This window comes from Mycolicibacter longobardus (assembly GCF_002102265.1).
Lineage (GTDB): Bacteria > Actinomycetota > Actinomycetes > Mycobacteriales > Mycobacteriaceae > Mycobacterium > Mycobacterium longobardum.
This window is the reverse complement of record NZ_LQPG01000018.1, coordinates 1-22067: the sequence shown is the minus strand read 5'-3', so window position 1 is coordinate 22067 and position 22067 is coordinate 1. Positions and strand designations below refer to the sequence as shown.

The 22067-nt window shown below is 67.8% G+C and carries 19 protein-coding genes and 1 pseudogene; 7 read left to right on the top strand and 13 right to left on the bottom strand.

The window, feature by feature from the left end; all coding sequences use genetic code 11:
* Window positions 1-3: 3 nt before the first annotated feature.
* Complete coding sequence (locus AWC16_RS09935; RefSeq protein ID WP_085264594.1) at window positions 4-723, top strand: EthD domain-containing protein; 720 nt, start codon at window positions 4-6, stop codon at window positions 721-723.
* Here the strand turns inward: AWC16_RS09935 and AWC16_RS09930 are convergent.
* The 6 genes from AWC16_RS09930 to AWC16_RS09905 form a co-directional block, all read right to left on the bottom strand.
* Entirely contained in the window at window positions 698-961 is a 264-nt protein-coding gene (locus AWC16_RS09930; protein ID WP_085264593.1) for a heme-binding protein, read from the bottom strand. The two genes, AWC16_RS09935 and AWC16_RS09930, sit on opposite strands and share 26 nt — an antisense overlap.
* A gap of 30 nt (window positions 962-991) precedes the next feature.
* Window positions 992-3079, bottom strand: a complete 2088-nt coding sequence (locus AWC16_RS09925; RefSeq protein ID WP_085264734.1) for a RecQ family ATP-dependent DNA helicase — start codon at window positions 3077-3079, stop codon at window positions 992-994.
* Between the two features lie 39 nt (window positions 3080-3118).
* The gene (gene dmpG, locus AWC16_RS09920; protein ID WP_085264592.1) at window positions 3119-4150 is read right to left on the bottom strand and encodes a 4-hydroxy-2-oxovalerate aldolase; all 1032 of its coding nucleotides are present in this window, start codon (window positions 4148-4150) and stop codon (window positions 3119-3121) included.
* The gene (locus tag AWC16_RS09915) at window positions 4147-5088 is read right to left on the bottom strand and encodes an acetaldehyde dehydrogenase (acetylating) (RefSeq protein ID WP_085264591.1); all 942 of its coding nucleotides are present in this window, start codon (window positions 5086-5088) and stop codon (window positions 4147-4149) included. Before AWC16_RS09915 ends, dmpG begins: the two co-directional genes overlap by 4 nt.
* Before the next feature lie 10 nt (window positions 5089-5098).
* Window positions 5099-5884 carry a 2-keto-4-pentenoate hydratase gene (locus AWC16_RS09910; RefSeq protein WP_085264590.1) on the bottom strand — a complete coding sequence of 262 codons (786 nt, stop codon included), beginning with the start codon at window positions 5882-5884 and terminating at the stop codon, window positions 5099-5101.
* A 161-nt stretch (window positions 5885-6045) separates the two neighbouring features.
* A complete protein-coding gene (locus tag AWC16_RS09905; protein WP_085264589.1) occupies window positions 6046-7296 on the bottom strand; it encodes a cytochrome P450 in 1251 nt (416 codons plus the stop codon).
* 249 nt (window positions 7297-7545) lie between these two features.
* On the opposite strand from AWC16_RS09905, the gene kstD reads away from it, so the two are divergent.
* The 3 genes from kstD to AWC16_RS09890 all read left to right on the top strand — a co-directional run bounded on the left by kstD (window position 7546) and on the right by AWC16_RS09890 (window position 11707).
* Window positions 7546-9228 (top strand): 3-oxosteroid 1-dehydrogenase, encoded by a 1683-nt coding sequence (kstD, locus tag AWC16_RS09900; RefSeq protein ID WP_085264733.1) that lies wholly within the window; start codon window positions 7546-7548, stop codon window positions 9226-9228.
* Window positions 9229-9230: 2 nt separating this feature from the next.
* Window positions 9231-10091 carry a MaoC/PaaZ C-terminal domain-containing protein gene (locus AWC16_RS09895; protein ID WP_085264588.1) on the top strand — a complete coding sequence of 287 codons (861 nt, stop codon included), beginning with the start codon at window positions 9231-9233 and terminating at the stop codon, window positions 10089-10091.
* An 83-nt stretch (window positions 10092-10174) separates the two neighbouring features.
* Complete coding sequence (locus AWC16_RS09890; protein WP_085264732.1) at window positions 10175-11707, top strand: PPE family protein; 1533 nt, start codon at window positions 10175-10177, stop codon at window positions 11705-11707.
* Window positions 11708-11813: 106 nt separating this feature from the next.
* Here the strand turns inward: AWC16_RS09890 and AWC16_RS09885 are convergent, their stop codons facing one another.
* Genes AWC16_RS09885 through AWC16_RS09860 form a run of 6 tightly spaced genes read right to left on the bottom strand, consistent with a single transcriptional unit; the run spans window position 11814 to window position 17810 of the window.
* Window positions 11814-12971 (bottom strand): lipid-transfer protein, encoded by a 1158-nt coding sequence (locus AWC16_RS09885; protein ID WP_085264587.1) that lies wholly within the window; start codon window positions 12969-12971, stop codon window positions 11814-11816.
* Entirely contained in the window at window positions 12971-13372 is a 402-nt protein-coding gene (locus AWC16_RS09880) for a MaoC family dehydratase (RefSeq protein ID WP_085264586.1), read from the bottom strand. The genes AWC16_RS09885 and AWC16_RS09880 overlap by 1 nt, the downstream gene beginning before the upstream one ends.
* Window positions 13369-14340 carry a bifunctional MaoC family dehydratase N-terminal/OB-fold nucleic acid binding domain-containing protein gene (locus AWC16_RS09875; RefSeq protein ID WP_085264585.1) on the bottom strand — a complete coding sequence of 324 codons (972 nt, stop codon included), beginning with the start codon at window positions 14338-14340 and terminating at the stop codon, window positions 13369-13371. The genes AWC16_RS09880 and AWC16_RS09875 overlap by 4 nt, the downstream gene beginning before the upstream one ends.
* A gap of 14 nt (window positions 14341-14354) precedes the next feature.
* Window positions 14355-15518 (bottom strand): acyl-CoA dehydrogenase FadE29, encoded by a 1164-nt coding sequence (gene fadE29 / locus AWC16_RS09870; RefSeq protein ID WP_085264584.1) that lies wholly within the window; start codon window positions 15516-15518, stop codon window positions 14355-14357.
* Entirely contained in the window at window positions 15519-16523 is a 1005-nt protein-coding gene (locus AWC16_RS09865) for an acyl-CoA dehydrogenase family protein (protein WP_085264583.1), read from the bottom strand.
* Between the two features lie 36 nt (window positions 16524-16559).
* Window positions 16560-17810 (bottom strand): cytochrome P450, encoded by a 1251-nt coding sequence (locus tag AWC16_RS09860; RefSeq protein WP_085264582.1) that lies wholly within the window; start codon window positions 17808-17810, stop codon window positions 16560-16562.
* Between the two features lie 171 nt (window positions 17811-17981).
* On the opposite strand from AWC16_RS09860, the gene AWC16_RS09855 reads away from it, so the two are divergent.
* From AWC16_RS09855 to AWC16_RS09845, 3 genes are read left to right on the top strand one after another with little or no spacing between them, the layout of a single operon-like run.
* Window positions 17982-19133 carry a steroid 3-ketoacyl-CoA thiolase gene (locus AWC16_RS09855; RefSeq protein WP_085264581.1) on the top strand — a complete coding sequence of 384 codons (1152 nt, stop codon included), beginning with the start codon at window positions 17982-17984 and terminating at the stop codon, window positions 19131-19133.
* An 8-nt stretch (window positions 19134-19141) separates the two neighbouring features.
* Entirely contained in the window at window positions 19142-19522 is a 381-nt protein-coding gene (locus tag AWC16_RS09850) for a DUF8021 domain-containing protein (RefSeq protein ID WP_234812201.1), read from the top strand.
* A 9-nt stretch (window positions 19523-19531) separates the two neighbouring features.
* Complete coding sequence (locus AWC16_RS09845; RefSeq protein ID WP_085264579.1) at window positions 19532-20020, top strand: nitroreductase family deazaflavin-dependent oxidoreductase; 489 nt, start codon at window positions 19532-19534, stop codon at window positions 20018-20020.
* 91 nt (window positions 20021-20111) lie between these two features.
* Here the strand turns inward: AWC16_RS09845 and AWC16_RS25050 are convergent.
* A pseudogene (locus tag AWC16_RS25050) lies at window positions 20112-22067 on the bottom strand (PE family protein); the annotation flags it as partial.

The window sequence follows — 22067 nt, the reverse complement described above, 5'->3', positions numbered from 1 at the left end:
CCGATGGAAAAGGTCGTGATCATCGCGCGGACAGCCGATTTCAGCGAACAATGGTGCCAGAACCTGCGCGGTCCGGTCGCCGCCAAGCTGCTGGAACTGGGGCTGCCGGGCGTCGCGGTGAATGTGCGCGACGAGCCGGTGCGCGACGCCATGATGACCCTGACCACGCTGGATCCGCCGGCGGCGGCCATCATCAGCCTGTGGACCCAGCAGTACTACGGCGAAGCCACTCGAGCAGCCATTGCCCTGATCGAAGCCGAATCTGATTCGGCGGCAGCGTATCTGGTGACCGAATCGACACCGATGCCACCGCCGGACCCCGGCGACGGCGCGCGCACTCCCGGCCTGGCCAATGTTGCGCTGCTCCGCCGGCCCGCCGATCTGGATCAGGAGACCTGGCTGCACCGCTGGCACATCGACCACACCCAGATCGCGATCGACACCCAGGCGACCTTCGGCTACACCCAGAACACCGTGGTCCGCGCGCTCACCCAGGACGCGCCCCGGATAGACGCGATCGTCGAGGAACTGTTCCCCGACGAGGCGGTGTCAGACCCGTACGCGTTCTACGGCGCCGCCGACGACGCGGATCTGGGCGACCGGGTCAGCCGACTGCTGGCCAGCGTCTCGCGGTTCGGCGCGCACCAGAACATCGACACGGTGCCCACCAGTCGATATGTGTTCCGCTCGCCGTTCGTCACGCACACTGCTGGGACAACGTGATCAACGCCTGCCGCACGTTCGGGTGGCGTTCGAGGTAGGCCAGCACCGGGTTCGGCGCGCCGGGGTCCTCCTGCTTACCCCGATTGGCCAAGTCGTTCTTGATGTCGGGATGGCGATTCAGGTACGAGTCGATGGATTCGCCGACGGTTTGATCGCACGGTTCGGCGTTGGCCACCGGTGCCAGTACACCGGCCACGCTCAACAATCCGACCGCAATTGCTCGAGTAATGCCGCTCATCACTCGACGGTACCCGCGCCGCGGGACAGGTTAGCTGACGCTGGCCAGAGCAAACGGCATGACCTGTGGCGCACCGGCCGCGCGCAGAACCCGGGCCGCCATCGTCAACGTCCACCCGGTGTCGGTCACGTCGTCGACCAACAGCACCGGGCCGGTGCCCGCCGGCAGCTCGGCGGGAGGCAGCCAACAACCCTGCAGTGCGGCGACCCGGTAGGCCGAGTTCGCCGCCGTCGTCGCCCGCCGGCCCGGCGCATACCGCAGGGTGTCCAGGCGGGTCAGCCGGCCGAGCTGCGCCAGCCGGTCGGTCAGCGAGCCGATCAGCACCGGGTGGGTGGCCGAGTCCAGCCCCAGCACCGCGGTGGGCCTGACCTGCCAATCCCAGCCGGCCAACACAGTCACCGCCGCGCGCACCACCTCGTCGGGAACCTCGCCGTCCGGCTCGTCGAGCAGCCGACGCAACCGGGCGCCCCAGCCCAGGTCGGTGAGCCGGCCGATGACGCGGCCGGGCTCCGGGCCGTCGGTGATCCGGCCGGACAGGTCGACGCCGAGTTGGCCCATCCCCGACGGCCACTGCCGCCGCGGGGTGATCTCCACCCCGGGACGCATCAGCCGCTCCCGGGTGGCCGCGGCGGCGGCGGGATCCACCTCGGCGGCAAACCGCGGCCCGGCGCAGTTGTCGCACCGCCCGCACCGTTCCGCGGGACGCAGCTGCGGGTCGTTGAGCTGGGCGCGCAGGAAGCTCATCCGGCACTCGCCGGTGCTCTGGTAGTCCAGCATCGCCTGCTGCTCGGCGCGGCGCAGCTCGTCGAGTTTGCGGTAGCGCTGCTCGTCGTAGCTCCAGGTCGCGCCGGTGGCCAGCCAACCGCCCTTGACCCGGCGCACCGCGCCGTCGACGTCGAGGACCTTGAGCACCATCTCCAAACGCGAGCGGTTCAGGTCTACCCGGGACTCCAGGGCCGGCGTCGACAGCGGCCGGTCCGGGGAAAGCTCGGCGATCACCTTGCGCACCAAGGACTCCGCCGGGAACGCCAGCGACGCGAAGTAGCGCCAGATGTCCTGATCCTCGGTGCCGGGGAGCAGGATGACCTCGGCGCTGGCCGTGGAGCGTCCGGCCCGCCCGACCTGCTGGTAGTAGGCGATCGGCGAGGACGGGGCACCCAGGTGGACGACGAAACCGAGGTCGGGTTTGTCGAACCCCATACCCAGCGCGGAAGTGGCGATCAGCGCCTTGACCCGGTTCGCCAGCAAATCCGCCTCGAGTTGCTCCCGGTCGGCCGATTCGGTCGAACCGGTGTAGGCGGCCACCGCGAACCCCTGGGCGCGCAGGTCGGCGGCCACGTCGTGGGCCTGGGCCACGGTGAGCGTGTAGACGATCCCGGAGCCGGGCAGCTCGTTCAGGTGGGCACCGATCCAGGCGGCGCGCTGCGCCGGGCCACCGGCGGCCACCACCGACAGCCGCAGCGACTCCCGGTCCAGGCCGCCGCGCAGCACCAGGGTGTCGCCACCACCGACCCCGAGCTGACCGGCGACGTCCTCGACCACCCGATCGTTGGCCGTCGCCGTGGTCGCCAGCACCGGGACTCCCGTGCCCAGTTCGGCGATCAGGGTGCGGATACGCCGGTAGTCCGGCCGGAAGTCGTGGCCCCAGTCCGAGACGCAATGGGCCTCGTCCACCACGACCAGCCCGGCCCGGGCGGCCAGCGCGGGCAGCACCTCGTCGCGGAAGTCCGGATTGTTGAGCCGCTCCGGGCTGACCAGCAGCACATCGAGGTCGGCGCGAGCCACCCGATCCTGCACCTCGGCCCACTCGGTCACGTTCGACGAGTTGATGGTGGCGGCGTGCACGCCTGCCCGCTCTGCGGCGGCGACCTGGTTGCGCATCAACGCCAGCAGTGGCGAGACGATCACCGTCGGCCCGTGTCCGCGAGCCCGCAGCAGTTTGGCCGCGATGAAGTACACCGCCGACTTGCCCCAGCCGGTCCGCTGCACCACCAGCGCGCGGCGACGCCCGACTACCAGGGCTTCGATCGCGGCCCACTGGTCGTCGCGCAGCCGCGCCTCGGGTCCGGCCAGCTGCTCCAGAATCGCCTGGGCGTCGGGCCGTACCGCGGTGGTCACCACGCCATCATGCCGGGCCACCCCGACAGGGCGCGCGCACTACTCGGCGGCAGCCCGCTCCCGCTGGATCTCCAGCGCGATGTCGATGAGCTGGTCCTCCTGGCCGCCGATCAGCTTGCGCTGCCCGGCCCGGTGCAGCAGTTCGTGGGCGGGCACGCCGTAGCGCTCACCCTGGCGCACCGCATGCTTGAGGAAGCTGGAGTACACCCCGGAATAGCCCATGATCAGCGCGTTGCGGTCCAGCACGCACTCGGCCGGCATGGCCGGGCGCACCACCTCCTCGGCGGCGTCGGCGATGTCGAAGAAGTCGATGCCGGTCTTGATCCCGACCTTGTCGAACACCCCGATCAGCGCCTCGACCGGGGCGTTGCCCGCGCCGGCGCCGAATCGGCGCACCGAGCCGTCGATCTGCTTGGCCCCGGCGCGCACCGCCTCCAGGGAGTTGGCGACGCCCAGCCCGAGGTTCTCGTGACCGTGGAAGCCCACCTGGGCGTCGTCACCGAGCTCGGAGACCAGCGCCTGCACCCGGTCGCGGACGCCTTCGAGCACCAGTGCACCGGCGGAGTCCACCACGTAGACGCACTGGCATCCGGCGTCGGCCATGATGCGGGCCTGGGCGGCCAGCTTCTCCGGGGAGACGGTGTGGGCCATCATCAAGAACCCGACGGTCTCCAGGCCAAGCTCGCGGGCCAGGCCGAAGTGCTGGATGGAGACGTCGGCCTCGGTGCAGTGGGTGGCGATCCGGCAGATCTGTCCGCCGTTGCCCTGCGCCTCCTTCATGTCTTCCTTGGTGGCCACGCCGGGCAGCATCAGGAAGGCGATCCTGGCGTCCTGGGCGGTCTGCGCCGCGAGCTTGATCAGCTCCTGGTCGGGGGTTTTGGAGAACCCGTAGTTGAAGCTCGAGCCGCCCAGACCGTCGCCGTGGGTCACCTCGATCACCGGCACCCCGGCGGCGTCGATCGCGGCGACGATCGCGGCGACCTCGTCGGGGGTGAACTGGTGGCGCTTGTGGTGCGAACCGTCCCGCAGCGAGGTGTCGGTGATCCGCACATCGAAGATGTGGTCGCTCATTTCGTCTCTCCTGCTTTGGCGACTGATAAAGACGTCATCTCGCGGGCGATCTCCTCGCCCACCTTGGTGGCGGCGGCGGTCATGATGTCCAGGTTGCCCGCGTACGGCGGCAGGTAATCGCCGGCGCCCTCGACCTCGACGAACGTGGTGACCACCGCGCGGCCACCGGAGTTCAGCGACGGCTCGTCGAACTGCGGCTCGTTGAGCAGCCGGTAGCCCGGCACGTAGGTCTGCACCTGTTCCACCACGCTGAGGATCGACTTGGTGATCGCGTCGCGGTCGACGTCCTCGGGGATCTGGCAGAAGATGGTGTCGCGCATGATCATCGGCGGGTCGGCCGGGTTCAAGATGATGATCGCCTTGCCCTTCTGCGCGCCGCCGATGGTCTCCACCCCGCGTGAGGTGGTCTTGGTGAACTCATCGATGTTGGCCCGGGTGCCCGGTCCGGCCGAAACACTCGCGACGCTCGCGACGATCTCCGCATACGGCACCGTGCCGCCCTGTTCCTTCACCGCGCGGGTGACCGCGTAGACGATCGGGATGGTGGCCTGGCCGCCGCAGGTGATCATGTTGACGTTCGGGGCGTCGACGTGTTCGTGCAGGTTGGCCGGGGGGATCACGGCCGGGCCCACCGCGGCCGGAGTCAGGTCGATGGCCCGGATGCCGGCGGCCTCGTACTTGGGTGCATACGCCTTGTGCACGTAGGCGCTGGTGGCCTCGAAGACGAAGTCCGGCTTCTCATCCAGCGCGAGCAGCCAGTCAGCCCCCTCGGCCGAGGTCTCCAGGCCGAGCTTGCGGGCTCGGGCCAGGCCTTCGCTCTCGGGGTCGATGCCGATCATCCAGCGCGGCTCCAACCACTCCGAGCGCAGCAGTTTGTACAGCAGGTCGGTGCTGATGTTGCCCGACCCGACGATCGCGACTGACGCTTTTGCAGCCATGAGCGCTCCTCTATTCGAAAACCAGCCGGACCGAACCCAGCCCGGAGAAATCGGCGACGCAGTCGTCGCCGGCGTGCACGTCGATGGCCCGGGTCGCGGTACCCGGCAACACGATGTCGCCGGCCTTCAACCGCACCCCGAAGCTCTCCACCTTGCGAGCCAGCCAGGCCACGGCGGTGACCGGGTTGCCCAACACCGCATCACTGCGGCCCTGCGCGACCACCTCGCCGTTCTTGGTCAGCGACGCCTCGATGTTCTTGATATCGATGTCACCGGGCTTGACCCGCTGTCTGCCCAGGACGAATCCCGCCGATGAGGCGTTGTCGGCGATGGTGTCGCAGAGCTTGATCTTCCAGTCGGTGATCCGGCTGTCGATCAGCTCGATCGCCGGGGCGAACGCCTCGGTGGCGGCCAGCACATGCTCCTCGGTGCAGTCCGCACCGGGCAGGTCCTCGGCCAGGATGAATGCCACCTCGACCTCGACGCGCGGGTAGAGGTAGTTCGACGCCTTCACCGGCTTGTCCTCGAACACCTGCATCTCATTGAGCAGATGGCCGTAGTCCGGCTCGTCGACGCCCATCATCTGCTGCATCGCCTCGCTGGACAGGCCGACCTTGTGCCCGACGACGCGGGCGCCCTCGGCGATCCGCTGGCGGATGTTGATCAGCTGGATCTCATAGGCGTCGACGACATCGATGTCGGGGTGCGCCGCGGTCAGCGGGGAGGTCGGGACCCGGCTGCGCTCCGCTTGCGCCAACTCGGCGGCGAGTTCGTCGCGGATCTGGGCGCTGAGCATCTTCGATGGTCCCCTTGATGTGGTGGGTACGCGGATGAAACCGAGCCGCTGCCGAGAATTCTATAACGTGTTCTAACTTTTGGCTCGGGCGGTCCCACGCAGTCGGACAACGGCGAGGGCCGACGGAGTGGTCACCGTCGGCCCCGCCGGCGATCCGGCTGTCAGGCCTGACCGGTGTAGTCGACCTGCCAGTGCTTGATGGCGTTGAGCCAGCCGGACCGCAGCCGTTCGGGTTGCCCGATCGCCTTGATGTCCGGCATGTGGTCGGCGATCGCGTTGAAGATCAGGCTGATCGTCATTCGAGCCAGGTGAGTGCCGATGCAGTAGTGCGCCCCCGTGCCGCCGAACCCGACATGCGGGTTGGGGTCGCGCAGGATGTTGAAAGTCTGCGGGTCTTCGAAGACGTCCTCGTCGAAGTTGGCCGAGCGATAGAACATCACCACCCGCTGCCCCTTCTTGATCTGCACCCCGGACAGCTCGTGATCGCGGGTGGCGGTGCGCTGAAACGCCGTGACCGGGCTGGCCCACCGCACGATCTCGTCGGCGGCGGTCTCGGGACGCTCCTTCTTGAACAACTCCCACTGGTCGGGGTTGTCCAGGAAGGCCATCATGCCCTGGGTGATCGAGTTGCGGGTGGTCTCGCTGCCGGCCACCGCCAGCAGGATGATGAAGTAGCCCAGCTCTTCGTCGTTGAGCTTCTCACCGTCGATGTCGGCCTCGATCAAGGTGCTCACGATGTCTTTGCCCGGCTGTTGCCGCTTGAGCTCGGCCAGCTGCAGCCCGTAGGAGATGATCTCCATCGCCGAATTGGCGGGGTCGTAGTGGGCGAACTCGGGGTCGTCATAGGACGTCATCTGATTGGTCCAGTCGAAGAGCTTGCCGCGATCTTCCTGCGGCACCCCCATCAGCCCGGCAATGGCCTGCAGCGGCAGTTCGCTGGCCACCTCGACGACAAAGTCACCGGTTCCGCGGGCCACGGCTTCCTTGGCGATCGCCTGGGCGCGCCGCTCCAGTTCGTCGTGCAACGGCAGGATGTGGCGCGGGGTGAAACCGCGGGAGACGATGCGACGCACCCGGGTGTGCCTCGGCGCATCCTGGTTGAGCATCAGGATGCGTTGGGTGTCGATGATCTCGCGCGGGATGTCATCGTTGAACCGCGGGATGGCGGTGTTCTGTTCACTGGAGAACACGTCGTCGAGCCGGGAGATCTCCTTGACGTCGGCGTGTTTGGTGATCGCCCAGTAGCCTCCGTCTTTGAAACCGCCGCTCTTGTCGTCCGGCTGCTCGACCCAGAAGATCGGCGCGGACCTACGCAGCTCAGCCAACTCCTCGACGGGCAACCGCTCGGCGTAGATCTCCGGTTCCGTCGGGTCGAAACCGGCGGGAATGTTGGGGATGGTGGGGCTGGCCACGGTGACAACTCCTTACTACGGCGCATCCAAGACACGATGTCTACTCGTGCCAGTAAAACATCCTCTAGCCGTGGAAAAAAGGTAACAAAGTCACTTAAATTGGAACGCGTTCTACTTGCCTAGAGTTGGCTCGACCTGCCTGGTCCTGCGGGGCATCAGCAGGGCAGAGAACGGTCGTCCGGGTGGCTGCCGCGGCAATACCGCCAGCCAACTGGCGCTCGGGCGGGGCAATTCTATAACGTGTTCTACATGGCCGAACAGGAGTACGACGTCGTCGTGGTCGGAAGCGGCGGCGCCGGGATGGTCGCCGCCCTCACCGCCGCCCACCAGGGACTGTCAACCGTAGTGATTGAGAAAGCCGCCCACTACGGCGGTTCGACCGCCCGCTCCGGCGGCGGCGTGTGGATCCCCAACAATGAGGTGCTTGCACGCGCCGGCGTGAAAGACACCGCCGAAGCCGCCCGCACCTACCTGCACACGATCGTGGGCGACGTGGTCCCGGCCGAGAAGATCGACACCTACCTGCAGCGCGGGCCGGAGATGCTCTCGTTCGTGCTGAAGAACTCGCCGTTGAAGATGTGCTGGGTTCCCGGTTACGCCGACTACTACCCCGAGCAGCCCGGCGGCAAGCCCACCGGCCGCTCGATCGAGCCGAAGCCGTTCAACGCCAAGAAGCTCGGTGCCGACATGGACGGGCTGGAGCCGGCGTACGGCAAGGTGCCGCTGAACGTGGTCGTCATGCAGCAGGACTATGTCCGGCTCAACCAGCTCAAGCGCCACCCGCGCGGAGTGCTGCGCAGCCTCAAGGTCGGCGCTCGCACCATGTGGGCTCAGGCCACCGGCAAGAACCTGGTCGGCATGGGCCGCGCCCTGATCGCGCCGCTGCGCATCGGCCTGCAGAAGGTCGGGGTTCCGGTTGAGCTCAACACCGCGTTGACCGACCTCTACGTCGAAGACGGTGTGGTCCGGGGCGTCTATGTACGGGACAGCAACGCCGCGGAGACCAGCGAGCCGCGGCTGATCCGGGCGCGGCGCGGCGTCATCCTGGCCAGCGGCGGATTCGAGCACAACGAGCAGATGCGGGTGAAGTACCAGCGCGCCCCCATCACCACCGAGTGGACCGTGGGAGCCAAGGCCAACACCGGCGAGGGCATCCTGGCCGGTGAAAAGCTCGGCGCCGCACTGGACATCATGGAGGACTCCTGGTGGGGGCCGACGGTGCCGCTGCCCGGGTCACCGTGGTTCGCGCTGTCGGAGCGCAACTCGCCCGGGTCGATCATCGTCAACATGGCCGGCAAGCGGTTCATGAACGAGTCGATGCCCTACGTCGAGGCCTGCCATCACATGTACGGCGGTCAGTACGGTCAGGGCCCCGGCCCCGGCGAGAACATCCCGGCCTGGCTGGTGTTCGACCAGCGCTACCGCAACAACTACATCTTCGCGGGATTGCAGCCGGGCCAACGTATCCCGAAGAAGTGGTTGGAGTCCGGGGTGATCGTGTCCGCCGACACCCTGGAGGAGCTGGCGGCCAAGACCGGAGTGCCGGCTGCGGCGTTGACGGCGACCGTCGAGCGGTTCAACGAGTTCGCCCGCACCGGCGTGGACGAGGACTTCCACCGCGGCGAGAGCGCCTACGACCGCTACTACGGTGACCCGACGAACAAGCCGAATCCGAACCTGGGCCAGATCGCACAGGGCCCGTTCTACGCAGCCAAGATGGTGCCGGGCGACCTGGGCACCAAGGGCGGGATCCGCACCGATGTCCGCGGTCGGGCACTGCGCGACGACGGCAGCGTCATCGAGGGACTCTATGCGTCCGGGAACGTCAGCGCCCCGGTGATGGGCCACACCTATCCGGGACCGGGCGGGACCATCGGGCCAGCCATGACGTTCGGTTACCTGGCCGCTCTCGACATCGCAGCGGGGGCCTAGGCATGGCGATCGATCTCGACGTCGCGCTGGGTGCTGAGTTCGGCGAGGTCGAATTCTCCTGGAACGCAACCAATGTGCAGCTCTACAACCTGGCGCTGGGCGCCGGGTCGGACCCGATGGACCCAGGTGAGCTGAGCTATGTCGTGGACCGCACCCCGCAGGTGCTGCCGACCTTCGGCTGCGTCGCGGCATCGTTCAACGAGGTCGACCCCCCGAAGGTGAGCTGGCCGGGCGTGGAGATCGACCTGGCGAAGATCCTGCACGCCTCCGAGACGGTGACGGTGCCCGCGCCGCTGCCGCCGTCGGGCGACGCCCGCGCGATCAGCCGGATCGTGGAGGTGTGGGACAAGGGCAAGGCCGCGGTGGTGGTGCTGGAGACCTCGGTGACAGGCACCGACGGCACTCCGCTGTGGACCCAGCACCGGTCCATCTTCGCTCGCGGCGAGGGCGGCTTCGGCGGCGAGCGGGGACCATCGACCTCCAGTGAACTACCGGACCGGGCACCGGATTTCGAGATCGACATCCCGGTGGCACCGCAGCAGGCGCTGCTCTACCGGCTCTGCGGCGACCGCAACCCGCTGCACAGCGACCCGCAGTTCGCGGCGGCGGCCGGCTTCGACCGGCCCATCCTGCACGGACTGTGCACCTACGGCATGACCTGTAAGGCGGCCGTGGATGCCGCGCTGGGCGGCGACGCCGGCGCGGTGCGGTCCTTCGGCGCGCGGTTCGCCGGGGTGGTGTTCCCGGGCGAAACCCTGCGCGCCCGGCTGTGGAAGGACGACGGCCGGCTGCTGGGCAATGTGGTGGCGCCGTCGCGTGACAACGCCGCCATCCTCAACGACGTGGAGCTGATCTCGACCTAGTGGCGCTTCGGCGCGGATCACACCGGTCACCAGTGCGTGACACCTAATTGAAAATGACTTTCATCTTCGATATGGTGAGCGCCATGACCGCGCCGGTGTGGATGGCCTCTCCCCCCGAGGTGCATTCTGCGGCGCTGAGCACCGGCCCGGGACCGGGCCCTCTGTTGTCTGCCGCCGGCGCATGGTCGTCGCTGAGCCTGGAGTACACCGCGATCGCGGAGGCGCTGCGCGAACTACTGGGAGCCACCCAGGCAACGGCCTGGCAGGGGCCCAGCGCCGAGAGTTATCTGGCCGCGCATCTGCCCTATCTGGCCTGGTTGATGACGGCCAGCGCCGACAGCGCCGCGCACGCATCCCAGCACGAAACGGCGGCCGCGGCCTACGTCAGCGCCTTGGCCGTCATGCCCACAATGCCCGAACTGGCGGCCAACCACGCCATCCACGGCGTCCTGGTGGCCACCAATTTCTTTGGCATCAACACCATTCCTATCGCGCTCAACGAAGCCGACTACGTGCGGATGTGGGTGCAGGCCGCCACCACGATGGCGACCTACGAAGCGGTCTCCGGCGCAGCGGTGGCATCCGCCCCGCAGGCCACCGTGGCACCACCGATCGTGAACCACGATCACGACCATGATCATGACCACGACGATCATGACGATCATGACGATCACGACCACGGTGATCACGACGATCACGATCACGATCACGGCGACCACGACCACGACCACCCGAGCGAGGGGCTGGACCCGACTCAGCTGGAATGGTGGCTGGCCGTGGGGGGCGAGCTGTTCGAGTATGCCGAGATCCTGATGAATGATCTGCTCTACAACCCCGGTGCGTTCATGAACAACCTCACCTGGATCATGGCTGACTTGACCTTCCACGCGGCCCAGATCGCCTCGACGCTCAACCAATTCGCCCCGGCGCTGATTCAGCCCGCTCTGGTCCTGGCGATCGGAAATCTGGGCTGGGCAGCCGGCTTGGCCGGGCTGGCCGGAATTCAGCCTGCGCCCATCGCACCGATCGGCTCGGAACCGATCCCCCAGCTGCCCTCGGTGGCGCCGGCCGCCGGCGCTGCGTCCACCCCCCCGGCGGCTCCCGCCTCCACGAGCGCCACGGTGCCCTCGTCTGCGTCGGTGCCGACCACCAGCGCAGCTCCGGCCGCCGCCCCGCCCGCGGCTCCCCCGGCCGGGGGGAGCCCGGGGTTCTTCCCGCCCTACGTGATCGGGCCGGTCGGCACTGTCGCTCAGTCCAGCGCCAAGGCTCGCAGCCGCGCCGCCACGAAGTCATCGAATCCGGATGTGGCCGCCGAGGCAGCCGCAGCAGCCGCGGCCGCACGGGATCGGACCCGGGCCCGCCGACGCCGGCGTGCCCGCGACGAGGCGTACGAGTTCGCCGATCTGGAAGCCGACAGCTTCTCATACCCCGATACGGGTCCCGACAGCTCGACTCGCGCCTCCGGAAGCAATGCCGGCTCCCTGGGTTTCGCCGGGGCGCAAGCCAAGCCGCACCTGCCCGCAACGGGTTTGGCCACCTTGGCCGGCGACAGTTTCGGCAACGGGCCGACGGTACCGCTGTTGCCCGACAGTTGGGGTGAGTCCACCGACCGTTGAGCCAAGCGGTTCTCCTCCGCCCAACGTGAAGTTGGCTTCACGCCCGAATCGCCAGCGTGAAGCTAACTTCACTCTCGGCGGGGAAGAAAGCGGCGGCGCTTAGTCCCTAGCCCAGGATCAGGCCCGAGGTCGGCACCCCGGTGCCAGCGGTGACCAGCACGTGCTCCACGTTCGGCACCTGGTTGACCGAGGTGCCACGCAGCTGCCGCACGCCCTCGGCGATGCCGTTCATGCCGTGCACATAGGCCTCGCCGAGTTGCCCACCGTGGGTGTTGATCGGCAACCGGCCACCCAGCTCGATGGCTCCGCCGGCGATGAAGTCCTTCGCCTCACCACGGCCGCAGAATCCCAACTCCTCCAACTGCAGCAGCGTGTACGGCGTGAAGTGGTCGTAGAGCACCGCGGTCTGGATGTCGGCGGGCGTCAGGCCGGACTGCGCCCACAGTTGCCTGCCCACCAGACCCATCTCGGGCAGCCCGAGCTCCTCGCGATAGTAGGAGTACATGGTGAACTGGTCGTCCCCGGACCCCTGGGCCGCCGCCTCGATGATCGCCGGACGGTGCTTGAGATCCTTCGCGCGCTCGGGAGTGGTGACGACGATGGCCACGCCGCCGTCGGTCTCCTGGCAGCAGTCCAGCAGCCGCAACGGCTCGGCGATCCACCGTGAGTTCTGGTGATCCTCAATCGTGATCGGCTTGCCGTAGAAGTGCGCCTTGGGATTGGTCGCCGCGTGCTTGCGATCAGCGACCGACACCACACCGAAATCCGCACTGGTGGCACCGTATTCGTGCATGTAGCGCTGAGCGATCATCGCCACCGACGCGGCCGGGGTGCTCAGCCCATGCGGATAGGACCAGCTGTACTCCACGCCGCGGGAATCCGCGTTGACCGTCAGCCCCGTCATCACCTGACCGAACCGGAACTCCGAGCGCTCGTTGAAAGCCCGGTAAGCCACCACGACTTCGGCCACCCCGGTGGCTACCGCCATGGCCGCCTGCTGCACCGTGGCCGCTGCCGCACCGCCGCCGTAACCGATCTGGGAGAAGAACGTCAGGTCCCCGATCCCGGTGGCGCGCGCGACGGCGGTCTCCAGGTTGGAGTCCATCGTGAAGGTGACCAGGCCGTCGACGTCGGAAGGCTTCAGGCCGGCATCGTCGAGGGCGTCGAGCACCGCCTCGGCAGCCAGGCGCAGTTCGCTGCGCCCGGATTCCTTGGAGAAGTCGGTCGCGCCGATACCGGCGATGGCCGCCTTACCGGACAACATCACGCCTCCCCATTCGTCAGTGTGGCGGTGGCGATGACATGGTCGCCAAGGCTGTTGTTGCCAACGACTTTCACGGTTATCAGGCCATCGTCCACTGCGGTCACCTCACCGGAGAAGGTCACCGTGTCGTAGGCGTACCACGGCACGCCCAGCCGCAACGCGATCGAACGGATCACCGCGTTGGATCCGGCCCAGTCGGTGAGGTAGCGCTGCACCAGTCCGGTGTCGGTGAGGATGTTGACGAAAATGTCCTTGGAGCCCTTGGACTGCGCCTTGTCCCGGTCGTGGTGCACGTCCTGGTAGTCGCGGGTGGCGATCGCCGTGGAGACGATGAAGGTCGGGTCGCCGTAGATCTTCAGCTCGGGCAGTTTGGTGCCCACTTCGACAGTCGCAGCGCTCATGCCCCGTCTCCTTCCACAGACTCCCAGGCGTACAGGGTCCACGCCGGGCCGGCATCGCCGGCGGGGAAATCGAGATAGGTTGCGCGAACCGGCATTCCGATCTTCACCGCGGCGGCGTCGACCCCGCGGAGCTCGCCGAGCATCCGGACGCCCTCTTCGAGCTCGACCAGCGCGATCACGAACGGCACACTGCGTCCGGGGACCTTGGGCGCGTGGTGCACCACGTAGCTGTACACCGTTCCCCTGCCGCTGGAAACGACGTAGTCGGTGGTCTCGGTCTTGTCCTTCCAGACCGCCGGTACCGGCGGGTGCTGCAGGCTGCCGTCCGGGCGGCGCTGGATCCGCAGCTCGTGCGCGGCCACCCCGTCCCAGAAGTACTTGGAATCCCTCGACCATGACGGGCGCATCATCTTGTCGGGGTCGAGATCGTCCGGCACCGCGGCCGTCGAGCCCGGGCTCGTCTTCTCGGCGGGCAGGAACTTCAGGATGCGCCAGATCATGTCGGCGACGTTCTCTTCGCCCACCCACCAGCGGATCTTCTGGGTGATGAAGTATCCCTCACCCAGACCGGTCTGCTTGGGGCCGACGATGTCGGTCACCTCGGCGGTGACGCTGACCTCTTCGCCGGGGCGCAGGTAGCGGTGGTAGGTCTGCTCACAGTTGGTGGCCACCACGCCGACATAGCCTGCGCCGTCGAACAGTTCCATGACCTTGCCGAGCGGGTCATCGGCGGGGCGCTCCCCACCAAGGCCCATCATCGTCCACACCTGGATCATGGCCGGCGGAGCGACGATTCCGGGATGCCCGGCCGCCTGCGCGGCTGCGTCGTCGGTGTAGATCGGGTTGGCGTCGCCGATGGCATCCACCCAGTGCCGAATCATCGGCTGGTTCACCGGATCCCGGCCGGTCCGCGGCTTGCTGCGGCCAGAGGCCAGTATCTGCTCGATCCCGGAGGAAATGTCGGTCATCACCTCTCCTCGACTCATCGTGACACCCGCGGAACCTTCAGCCCAGAAGCGGCGATCATCTCGCGCATGACCTCGTTGACACCGCCACCGAAGGTGATCACCAGGTTGCGCTTGGCCATCTTGTCCAGCCAGACGAGGACTTCGGCGGTCTCGGGGTCCGCCGGGTTGCCGAATCTGCCGACGATCTCCTCAGCGAGGCGATTGACTTCCTGGATTCGCTCGGTGGAGAACACCTTGGTAGCCGCAGCGTCGGCGACGGCGATGTTCTCACCAGAAGCTGCCACCTGCCAGTTGAGCAACTCGTTGATCCGCCAGATCGACTTGATCTGCGCCAGCAGATGTTTCACGTCGTCGTGTTCGATCGGCGTAACGCCGTCCGAACCGGGCTTGGACGCCCAGTGGTGTACCTGGTCGTAGATGCCGGCGATGCGACCAGCCGGCCCCAGACCGACGCGCTCGTGGTTGAGCTGAGTGGTGATGAGCTTCCAGCCACCGTTCTCCTCGCCGACCAGCATGTCGGCGGGTACGTGCACGTCGTTGTAGTACGTCGCGTTGGTGTGATGGGCCCCGTCGGACAGGATGATCGGAGTCCAGGAGTATCCGGGATCCTTCGTGTCGACGATGAGGATCGAGATGCCCTTGTGCTTGGCAGCGGTCGGGTCGGTTCGGCAGGCCAGCCAGATGTAGTCGGCATCGTGGGCGCCGGTGGTCCACATCTTCTGCCCGTTGACGATGTACTCGTCACCGTGCTTGACCGCGGTGGTGCGCAGTGAGGCGAGATCGGTGCCGGCGTCGGGCTCGGAGTAGCCGATCGCGAAATGCACGTCGCCGGAAAGAATTCCAGGCAGGAACTTCTTCTTCTGCGCTTCGGTGCCGAGCGCCTGCAGCGTGGGGCCGACGGTCTGCAGGGTGACCATGGGCAACGGGATGTCGGCCCGGTTGGCTTCGTTGATGAAGATCTGCTGCTCGACCGGACCGAAACCCAGACCTCCGTACTCCTTGGGCCAGCCGACGCCCAACTTGCCGTCGCTGCCCATCCGCTTGATCACGGCGCGGTAGGCCTCGTTGTGCCGATCCGACTCCATCGCCTGCGCCTCTTCGGGCGTGATGAGGGTCGAGAAGTACTCGCGCAGTTCGGCTTGCAGCGCCCGCTGCTCGGGTGTCAGGTCGATGAACATTTACGCTCCCACCAGATCGAGGCGGTGCACCGGACCACCCAACAGCCGGGTCAAGTCTTTGATCGAGGAGTAGTAGCGGTCCATCGGGTAGGTGATGTCCATACCCATACCGCCGTGCAGGTGGTGGCAGAGTCGCATGGCCGGTGCGGCCTGCGATGTCAGCCAGTAGCCCAGGATGTTCAGATCCTCGTCGGCATCAAGGCCTTCGGCCAACCGCCAGATCGCCGAGGTCGACAGCAGATCAATTGTCCGCGAGGCGATGTAAACCTCGGAGAGCTGCGCGGCCACTGTCTGGAAGGTCGACAGCGGACGGCCGAACTGCTCGCGGGTCGCCACGTAGTCGGCGGTCAGCCGCAGGGCGCCGGCCACCAGTCCGGCCGCGAATGCCCCGGTGGCCGCCAGCGCCAGCTGGTTAACCCGGGCCACGCCGGCACCGTCGAGCACATCGGCGTCCTCGATGGCGACGTCGGTGAACGTCACCACGTATTCGTCGGATCCGTTGGAGGTCGGGGTCTTGGTGACCGTGACGCCGTCGGCGTTCGGAGCGACGACCACGACCGCCTTGTCAGCGGTGACGATCAGCCACGCCGCCGTCTCGGCGTAGGGCACTCCGGTCTTGGTGCCGTTGAGCCTTCCGCCGGCGAAGCTGGTCGCGGGGTGCTCGGGCAGCTGCCGGCCAGGCTCGTTCAGCGCGGCTGAGAGCACCGCTCCGGTGGGCACCCCCGACAGGTACCGGTCCTGCTGGGTCTCGGACGCCAGGTCGAGCAGCGGTATCAGTCCCAGGCCCAGTGTTGCCAGCGCCGGACCGATCGTGCCGTGGCGACCGATCTCGGTCAGGGCTGTTGCCAGCTCCGACAGCCCCAGGCCGTCACCACCGAGTCGTTCCGGCACGCCCAGCGCCGCGACACCGCCGGACACCAGGGCTTCCCAGCTGTTGTCACGATCCAGAACGGAAGTCACCACATCGGCGACAGCCTGCTGCTCCGGGTTCGGTGTGAAATCCACCCGAATCCTCCTTGTTCGGTTAGGCCGGCGGTCAGCTCAGTGAGCGACCGGACACCCACCGGTGTAGTCGACCGGCCAGTGCTTGATGCCGTTGAGCCATCCAGACTTCAACCGCTCGGGTTCGCCGATCGGCTTCAGGTCAGGCATGTGGTCGGCCACAGCGTTGAAGATCAGATTGATGGTCAACCGGGCCAGGTTGGCTCCGATGCAATAGTGCGCTCCAGTACCGCCGAAGCCGACGTGGGGGTTCGGGTCGCGGAGGATGTTGAAGGTGAACGGGTCGTCGAACACCTCCTCGTCGAAGTTGGCCGAACGGTAGGACATCACCACCCGATCGCCTGCCTTGATCTTGACGCCCGAGATCTCGGTGTCTTCGCTCGCAGTCCGCTGGAATGCCGAGACCGGTGTGGCCCAGCGGATGATCTCGTCCACTGCGGTCTGCGGGCGTTCCCGCTTGAACAGCTCCCATTGGTCGGGGTTCTGCGAGAACGCGACCATGCCGTGCGTGATCGAGTTGCGGCTGGTCTCGTTGCCGGCGACGGCCAGCATGACGACGAAGAAGCCGAACTCGTCGTCGCTGAGCTTCTCGCCGTCGATGTCGGCCTGGATCAGCTTGGTCACGATGTCATCGGTCGGGTTCTTGCCCCGCTCCTCGGCCATCTTCATCGCGTAGCTGATGACCTCGAACGACGACATGGCCGGGTCGACATCTGCGTACTCGGGGTCGTCGCCCGCGGTCATCTCGTTGGACCAGCGGAAGAGCTTGTCCCGGTCATCCTGGGGCACACCGAGCAGTTCGGCGATGGCCTGCAGCGGCAGCTCGCAGGACACCTGCTCGACGAAGTCTCCGGTGTTGGCCGCCGCGGCGGTCTCGGCGATCTTCTGCGCGCGGGCCCTCAGCTCGTCCTCGAGCCGGGAGAGGGCACGGGGGGTGAAGCCACGAGAGATGATCTTGCGCAGCCGGGTGTGGTGCGGCGCATCCATATTGAGCAGGACGGCGCGCTGCAGGTCGACCTGCTCGCGAGTCATCTCCTGCGGCCAGACCGGGATCGCGCCGTTCATCGCACTCGAGAAGACGTCGCTGCGCAGCGAGACATCCTTGACGTCCTTGTGCTTGGTCACCAGCCAGTAACCCTTGTCGCCGAAACCTCCGGTACCCCCGGGAACGTCGACCCAGTGCACCGGCTCCGCCTTGCGCAGCTCGGCGAGCTCCTTGACCGGTAGGCCTCGGAGATTCAGGTCGGAATCGAGGAAGTCGAACTCGTCGGGGATGGCGGGGCAGCCCATGTGTCTACTCCTAGAGTGATCTGTTGGTGGTTCGACGACGTTTGAACGATGCAGCCGGACAACGCCGTCTAGTGCCTGATTGCGACCATTGAAACACGGCTCGACCGCAGATCAAAGGCAGTGTCGCATCGTCGCTTGTCAGAGTAATGAAACGTGTTCTAGCCTGGCCGCATGGGTAATCCTGTCATCGTCGAAGCCACTCGCAGCCCTATCGGCAAACGTAACGGCTGGTTGTCCGGCCTGCACGCCACCGAACTTCTCGGGGCGGTGCAGAAGGCACTGATCACCAAGGCGGGGATCGACGCGGGCGACGTCGAGCAGGTCATCGGCGGCTGCGTCACCCAGTTCGGCGAGCAGGGCAACAACGTGACCCGGCAGTCGTGGCTGGTCGCCGGGCTGCCCGAGCACGTCGGCGCCACCAGTGTCGACTGTCAGTGCGGCAGCGCGCAGCAGGCCAACCATCTGGTTGCCGGTCTGATCGCGAGCGGCGCGATCGACATCGGCATCGCCTGCGGCATCGAGGCGATGAGCCGGGTGCCTCTTGGCGCGAACGGCGGCGGTGCCCGTGCGGCGTCCTGGGACATCGACCTGCCCAACCAGTTCGAGGCGGCCGAGCGGATCGCCAAGCGCCGGGGCATCACCCGTGCCGACGTGGATGCGTTCGGCCTGCGGTCCCAGCAGCTGGCCAAGCAGGCCTGGGCGCAGGGCCGGTTCGACCGGGAGATCTCCCCGATCGAAGCCCCGGTGATCGACGAGAACAAGCAGCCCACCGCGGAGCTGAACATGGTCAGCCGTGACCAGGGCCTGCGCGACACCACGATCGAGGGCCTCGCGGCGCTGAACCCGGTGATGGAAGGCGGCATCCACACCGCCGGCACCTCTTCACAGATCTCCGACGGCGCGGCCGCGGTGCTGTGGATGGACGAGGATAAGGCCAGGGCCCTGGGTCTGAAGCCGCGGGCCCGGATCATCAGCCAGGCAAACGTCGGCTCGGAGACCTACTACCACCTGGACGGTCCGGTGCAGTCCACCGCCAAGGTGCTGGAGAAGGCCGGGATGAAGATGGGCGACATCGACCTGGTCGAGATCAACGAGGCGTTCGCCTCGGTGGTGCTGTCCTGGGCCTCGGTGCACAAGCCGGACATGGACCGGGTCAACGTCAACGGCGGGGCGATCGCGCTGGGCCACCCGGTGGGCTCCACCGGCAGCCGGCTGATCACCACCGCGCTGCACGAGCTCGAGCGCACCGACGGCTCGACCGCGCTGATCACCATGTGCGCGGGCGGCGCATTGTCCACCGGCACCATCATCGAGCGCATCTAGTGGCCCCCGTGCCGGAGGCCGACCGGATCGCGGCCGCCCAGTCCTACATCGACGCACTGGTCAGCCATGACGCCTCGGCGGTCTCGTTCAGCCCGGACTGCGTCCGGATCGAGGTCGGGCTCAAGACCGGTTTCTCGGGAAATCATCTGCGCCGCAGCCTGAACCGCGGGCCGCAGTTCCGGTTGATCTCAGCGGCCACGTTGCCGGAGTACAGCATCGACGGTGATGACGTGCGAGCGGTCTACGACATCATCACCAAGCCGTCGCTGTTCGGGGTGCGGGTCTGCTCGCACGTGGACGAGGTTTTCCGGATTCCCGCCGACAGCCCGGACGGTACCGCCGTCATCCACCACATCCGGGCTGGGATTCGTCCGTTCATTCACCGTTAGAGTGATGCCGTGAGCAACCCAGGTACGCCAGAGAAGCCGAAGTCGCTGGATTCGCCGGTCACCGGCACCATCATCAAGTGGATGTCGCGGGCCAACACCTGGGCCTACAAGGCGACCGGCGGCCGGGTCGGCGGCAAATGGCGCTTGGGCACCAAGCATTTCGGTGAGGTTCCCGAGGTCGGCATCCTCACCACCATCGGACGCAAGACCGGTCAGCCGCGTGAGTCTCCGTTGCTGTTCCTGCGGGAAGGCGACCGGGTGATCTTGGTGGCCTCCCAGGGCGGGCGCGCCACCAACCCGATGTGGTACCTGAACCTGAAGGCCAACCCGCAGGTGTCATTCCGGATCCGCAACGAGGTGCTGGCCCTGCGCGCCCGGGACGCGACCGAGTCCGAGCGCGCCGCCTACTGGCCGAAGCTTGACGTGATGTATCCCGACTTCGTCAACTACCGCGCCTGGACCGACCGAGAGATCCCGATCGTCATCTGCGAATCCTGACCCGACGACGATCACGGCGCCTCAGCCAGCGTCGCCTGCCAGAGACGTTCGCCCCGGTAGGCGAAACCCTTAGGCCCGCCGAGAACCGCTGTTAGGCCGGATTCCCCGGCACCCCGGGTGGGCCGCCTACCCCGGGCTGACCAGCGCCGCCGCCGCCACTCCCGGCAGGTCCGAGGAGCCCGCCGGCGCCGCCCTGCCCGGGAGCGCCGCCGTTGAGGTCGGGGTCACCATCTGCGCCGTTGCCGCCGGCCCCGCCGTCGCCACCGTCGCCGTTCACACCGCCCGACTCGGCGTTGCCGCCGGCGCCGCCGTTGCCGCCGTCGCCGCCATTGCCGTTGTCGACCGTGATCTCACCGTCCGCGCCGGTGGCGCCGTCCCCGCCGTCGCCACCGTTGCCGCTGGAACCGGCCGTACCGATCGTCCCGGCGGCTCCGCCATCACCGCCGTCGCCGCCGTTGCCGCCGTTGCCGCCGTTGACCGTGATGTCACCGTCGGCGCCGTTGCCGCCGTCCCCGCCGTTCCCGCCAGACCCGGCCTGACCGGAGGCTCCGCCGGCGTTGCCTCCGGACCCGCCGGTGCCACCGGCGCCGCCGATGCCGTTGTCGACCGTGATGTCACCGTCCGCACCATTGCCGCCGGCCCCGCCGTCGCCACCGTTGCCGGCCTGCCCGGCGGTGCCGACCGTCCCGGCCAACCCACCGGTACCCCCGGTGCCGCCGGCACCACCGATGCCGTTGTCGACCGTGATGTCACCGGCCGCGCCGGCACCGCCGGTACCACCCGTACCGCCATTGCCGGCCTGGCCGGTCGCGTCCCCGGCGTTACCACCGTTGCCGCCGGCACCACCATCGCCGCCGGCGCCGTTGTTCAACACAATGTCACCGGTCGCCCCGGCACCGCCGGTACCCCCGGCCCCGCCGTTGCCGGCCTCGCCCCCAGTGCCGATCGTCCCGGCCAACCCACCGGTACCACCGTCGCCGCCGTTGCCGCCGATGCCGTTGTTCTCCGAGATATCGCCGGTCGCGCCCGCACCACCGGTCCCGCCGGCTCCACCCTTACCGGCCTGGCCGGTCGCATCTCCGGCATTGCCACCGTTGCCGCCCGTACCACCACCGGCGCCGGCGCCGTTGTTGACCCCGAGATCACCGGTCGCCCCGGCACCGCCGGTACCGCCGGCCCCGCCGTTGCCGACCTCGCCCCCAGTGCCGATCGTCCCGGCCAGCCCACCGGTCCCACCGTCGCCGCCGTTACCGCCGATACCGTTGTTCTCCGACAGATCACCGGTCGCGCCCGCACCGCCGGTCCCGCCGGTTCCACCCTTACCGGCCTGGCCGGTCGCGTCCCCGGCGTTACCACCATTGCCGCCGGCACCACCATCGCCACCGGTGCCGTTGTTGACCCCGAGATCACCGGTCGCGCCGGCGCCGCCGTTACCACCGGCACCACCGTTGCCGACTGCGCCGTCGTCGCCGTCGACACCGACGGTGCCGTCGGCCGAACCGCCGATACCGGCCGCACCGCCTACGCCACCGTTGCCGCCGAGCGCACCGTCACCACCGTTGCCACCGGTACCACCGTTGCCAGTACCGTCGTCGACGAACGTCCCCGTCGCACCGGCCGCGCCCGAACCGCCGTTGCCGCCGTTGCCGCCCACACCACCGGCACCACCGTTGCCGCCGATACCGACGAACGACGAACCGTCGCCGCCCTTGCCGCCGTTGCCACCGGCACCGCCGGCAATACCGTTGCCACCGTTGCCACCCGGAGCGGTACCCGCGCCGCCATTGGGCCCGGTGTAGCCGGCGCCGCCTGCCCCGCCGTTACCGCCGTTGCCCCACGCGCCCATACCGAAGAAGTCCTGGGCCTGACCCGACGAACCACCATTGCCGCCGTTGCCCGCAACCAGATCCGAGGTGCCGGCACCGCCGGCGCCACCATCACCGCCGTTGCCCCACATCTCGCCACCGTGACCACCGTTGCCACCGTCGGCACCGAAGCCACCGGCACCGCCGTCACCACCATTGCCGATACCACCGGCATGCCCGCC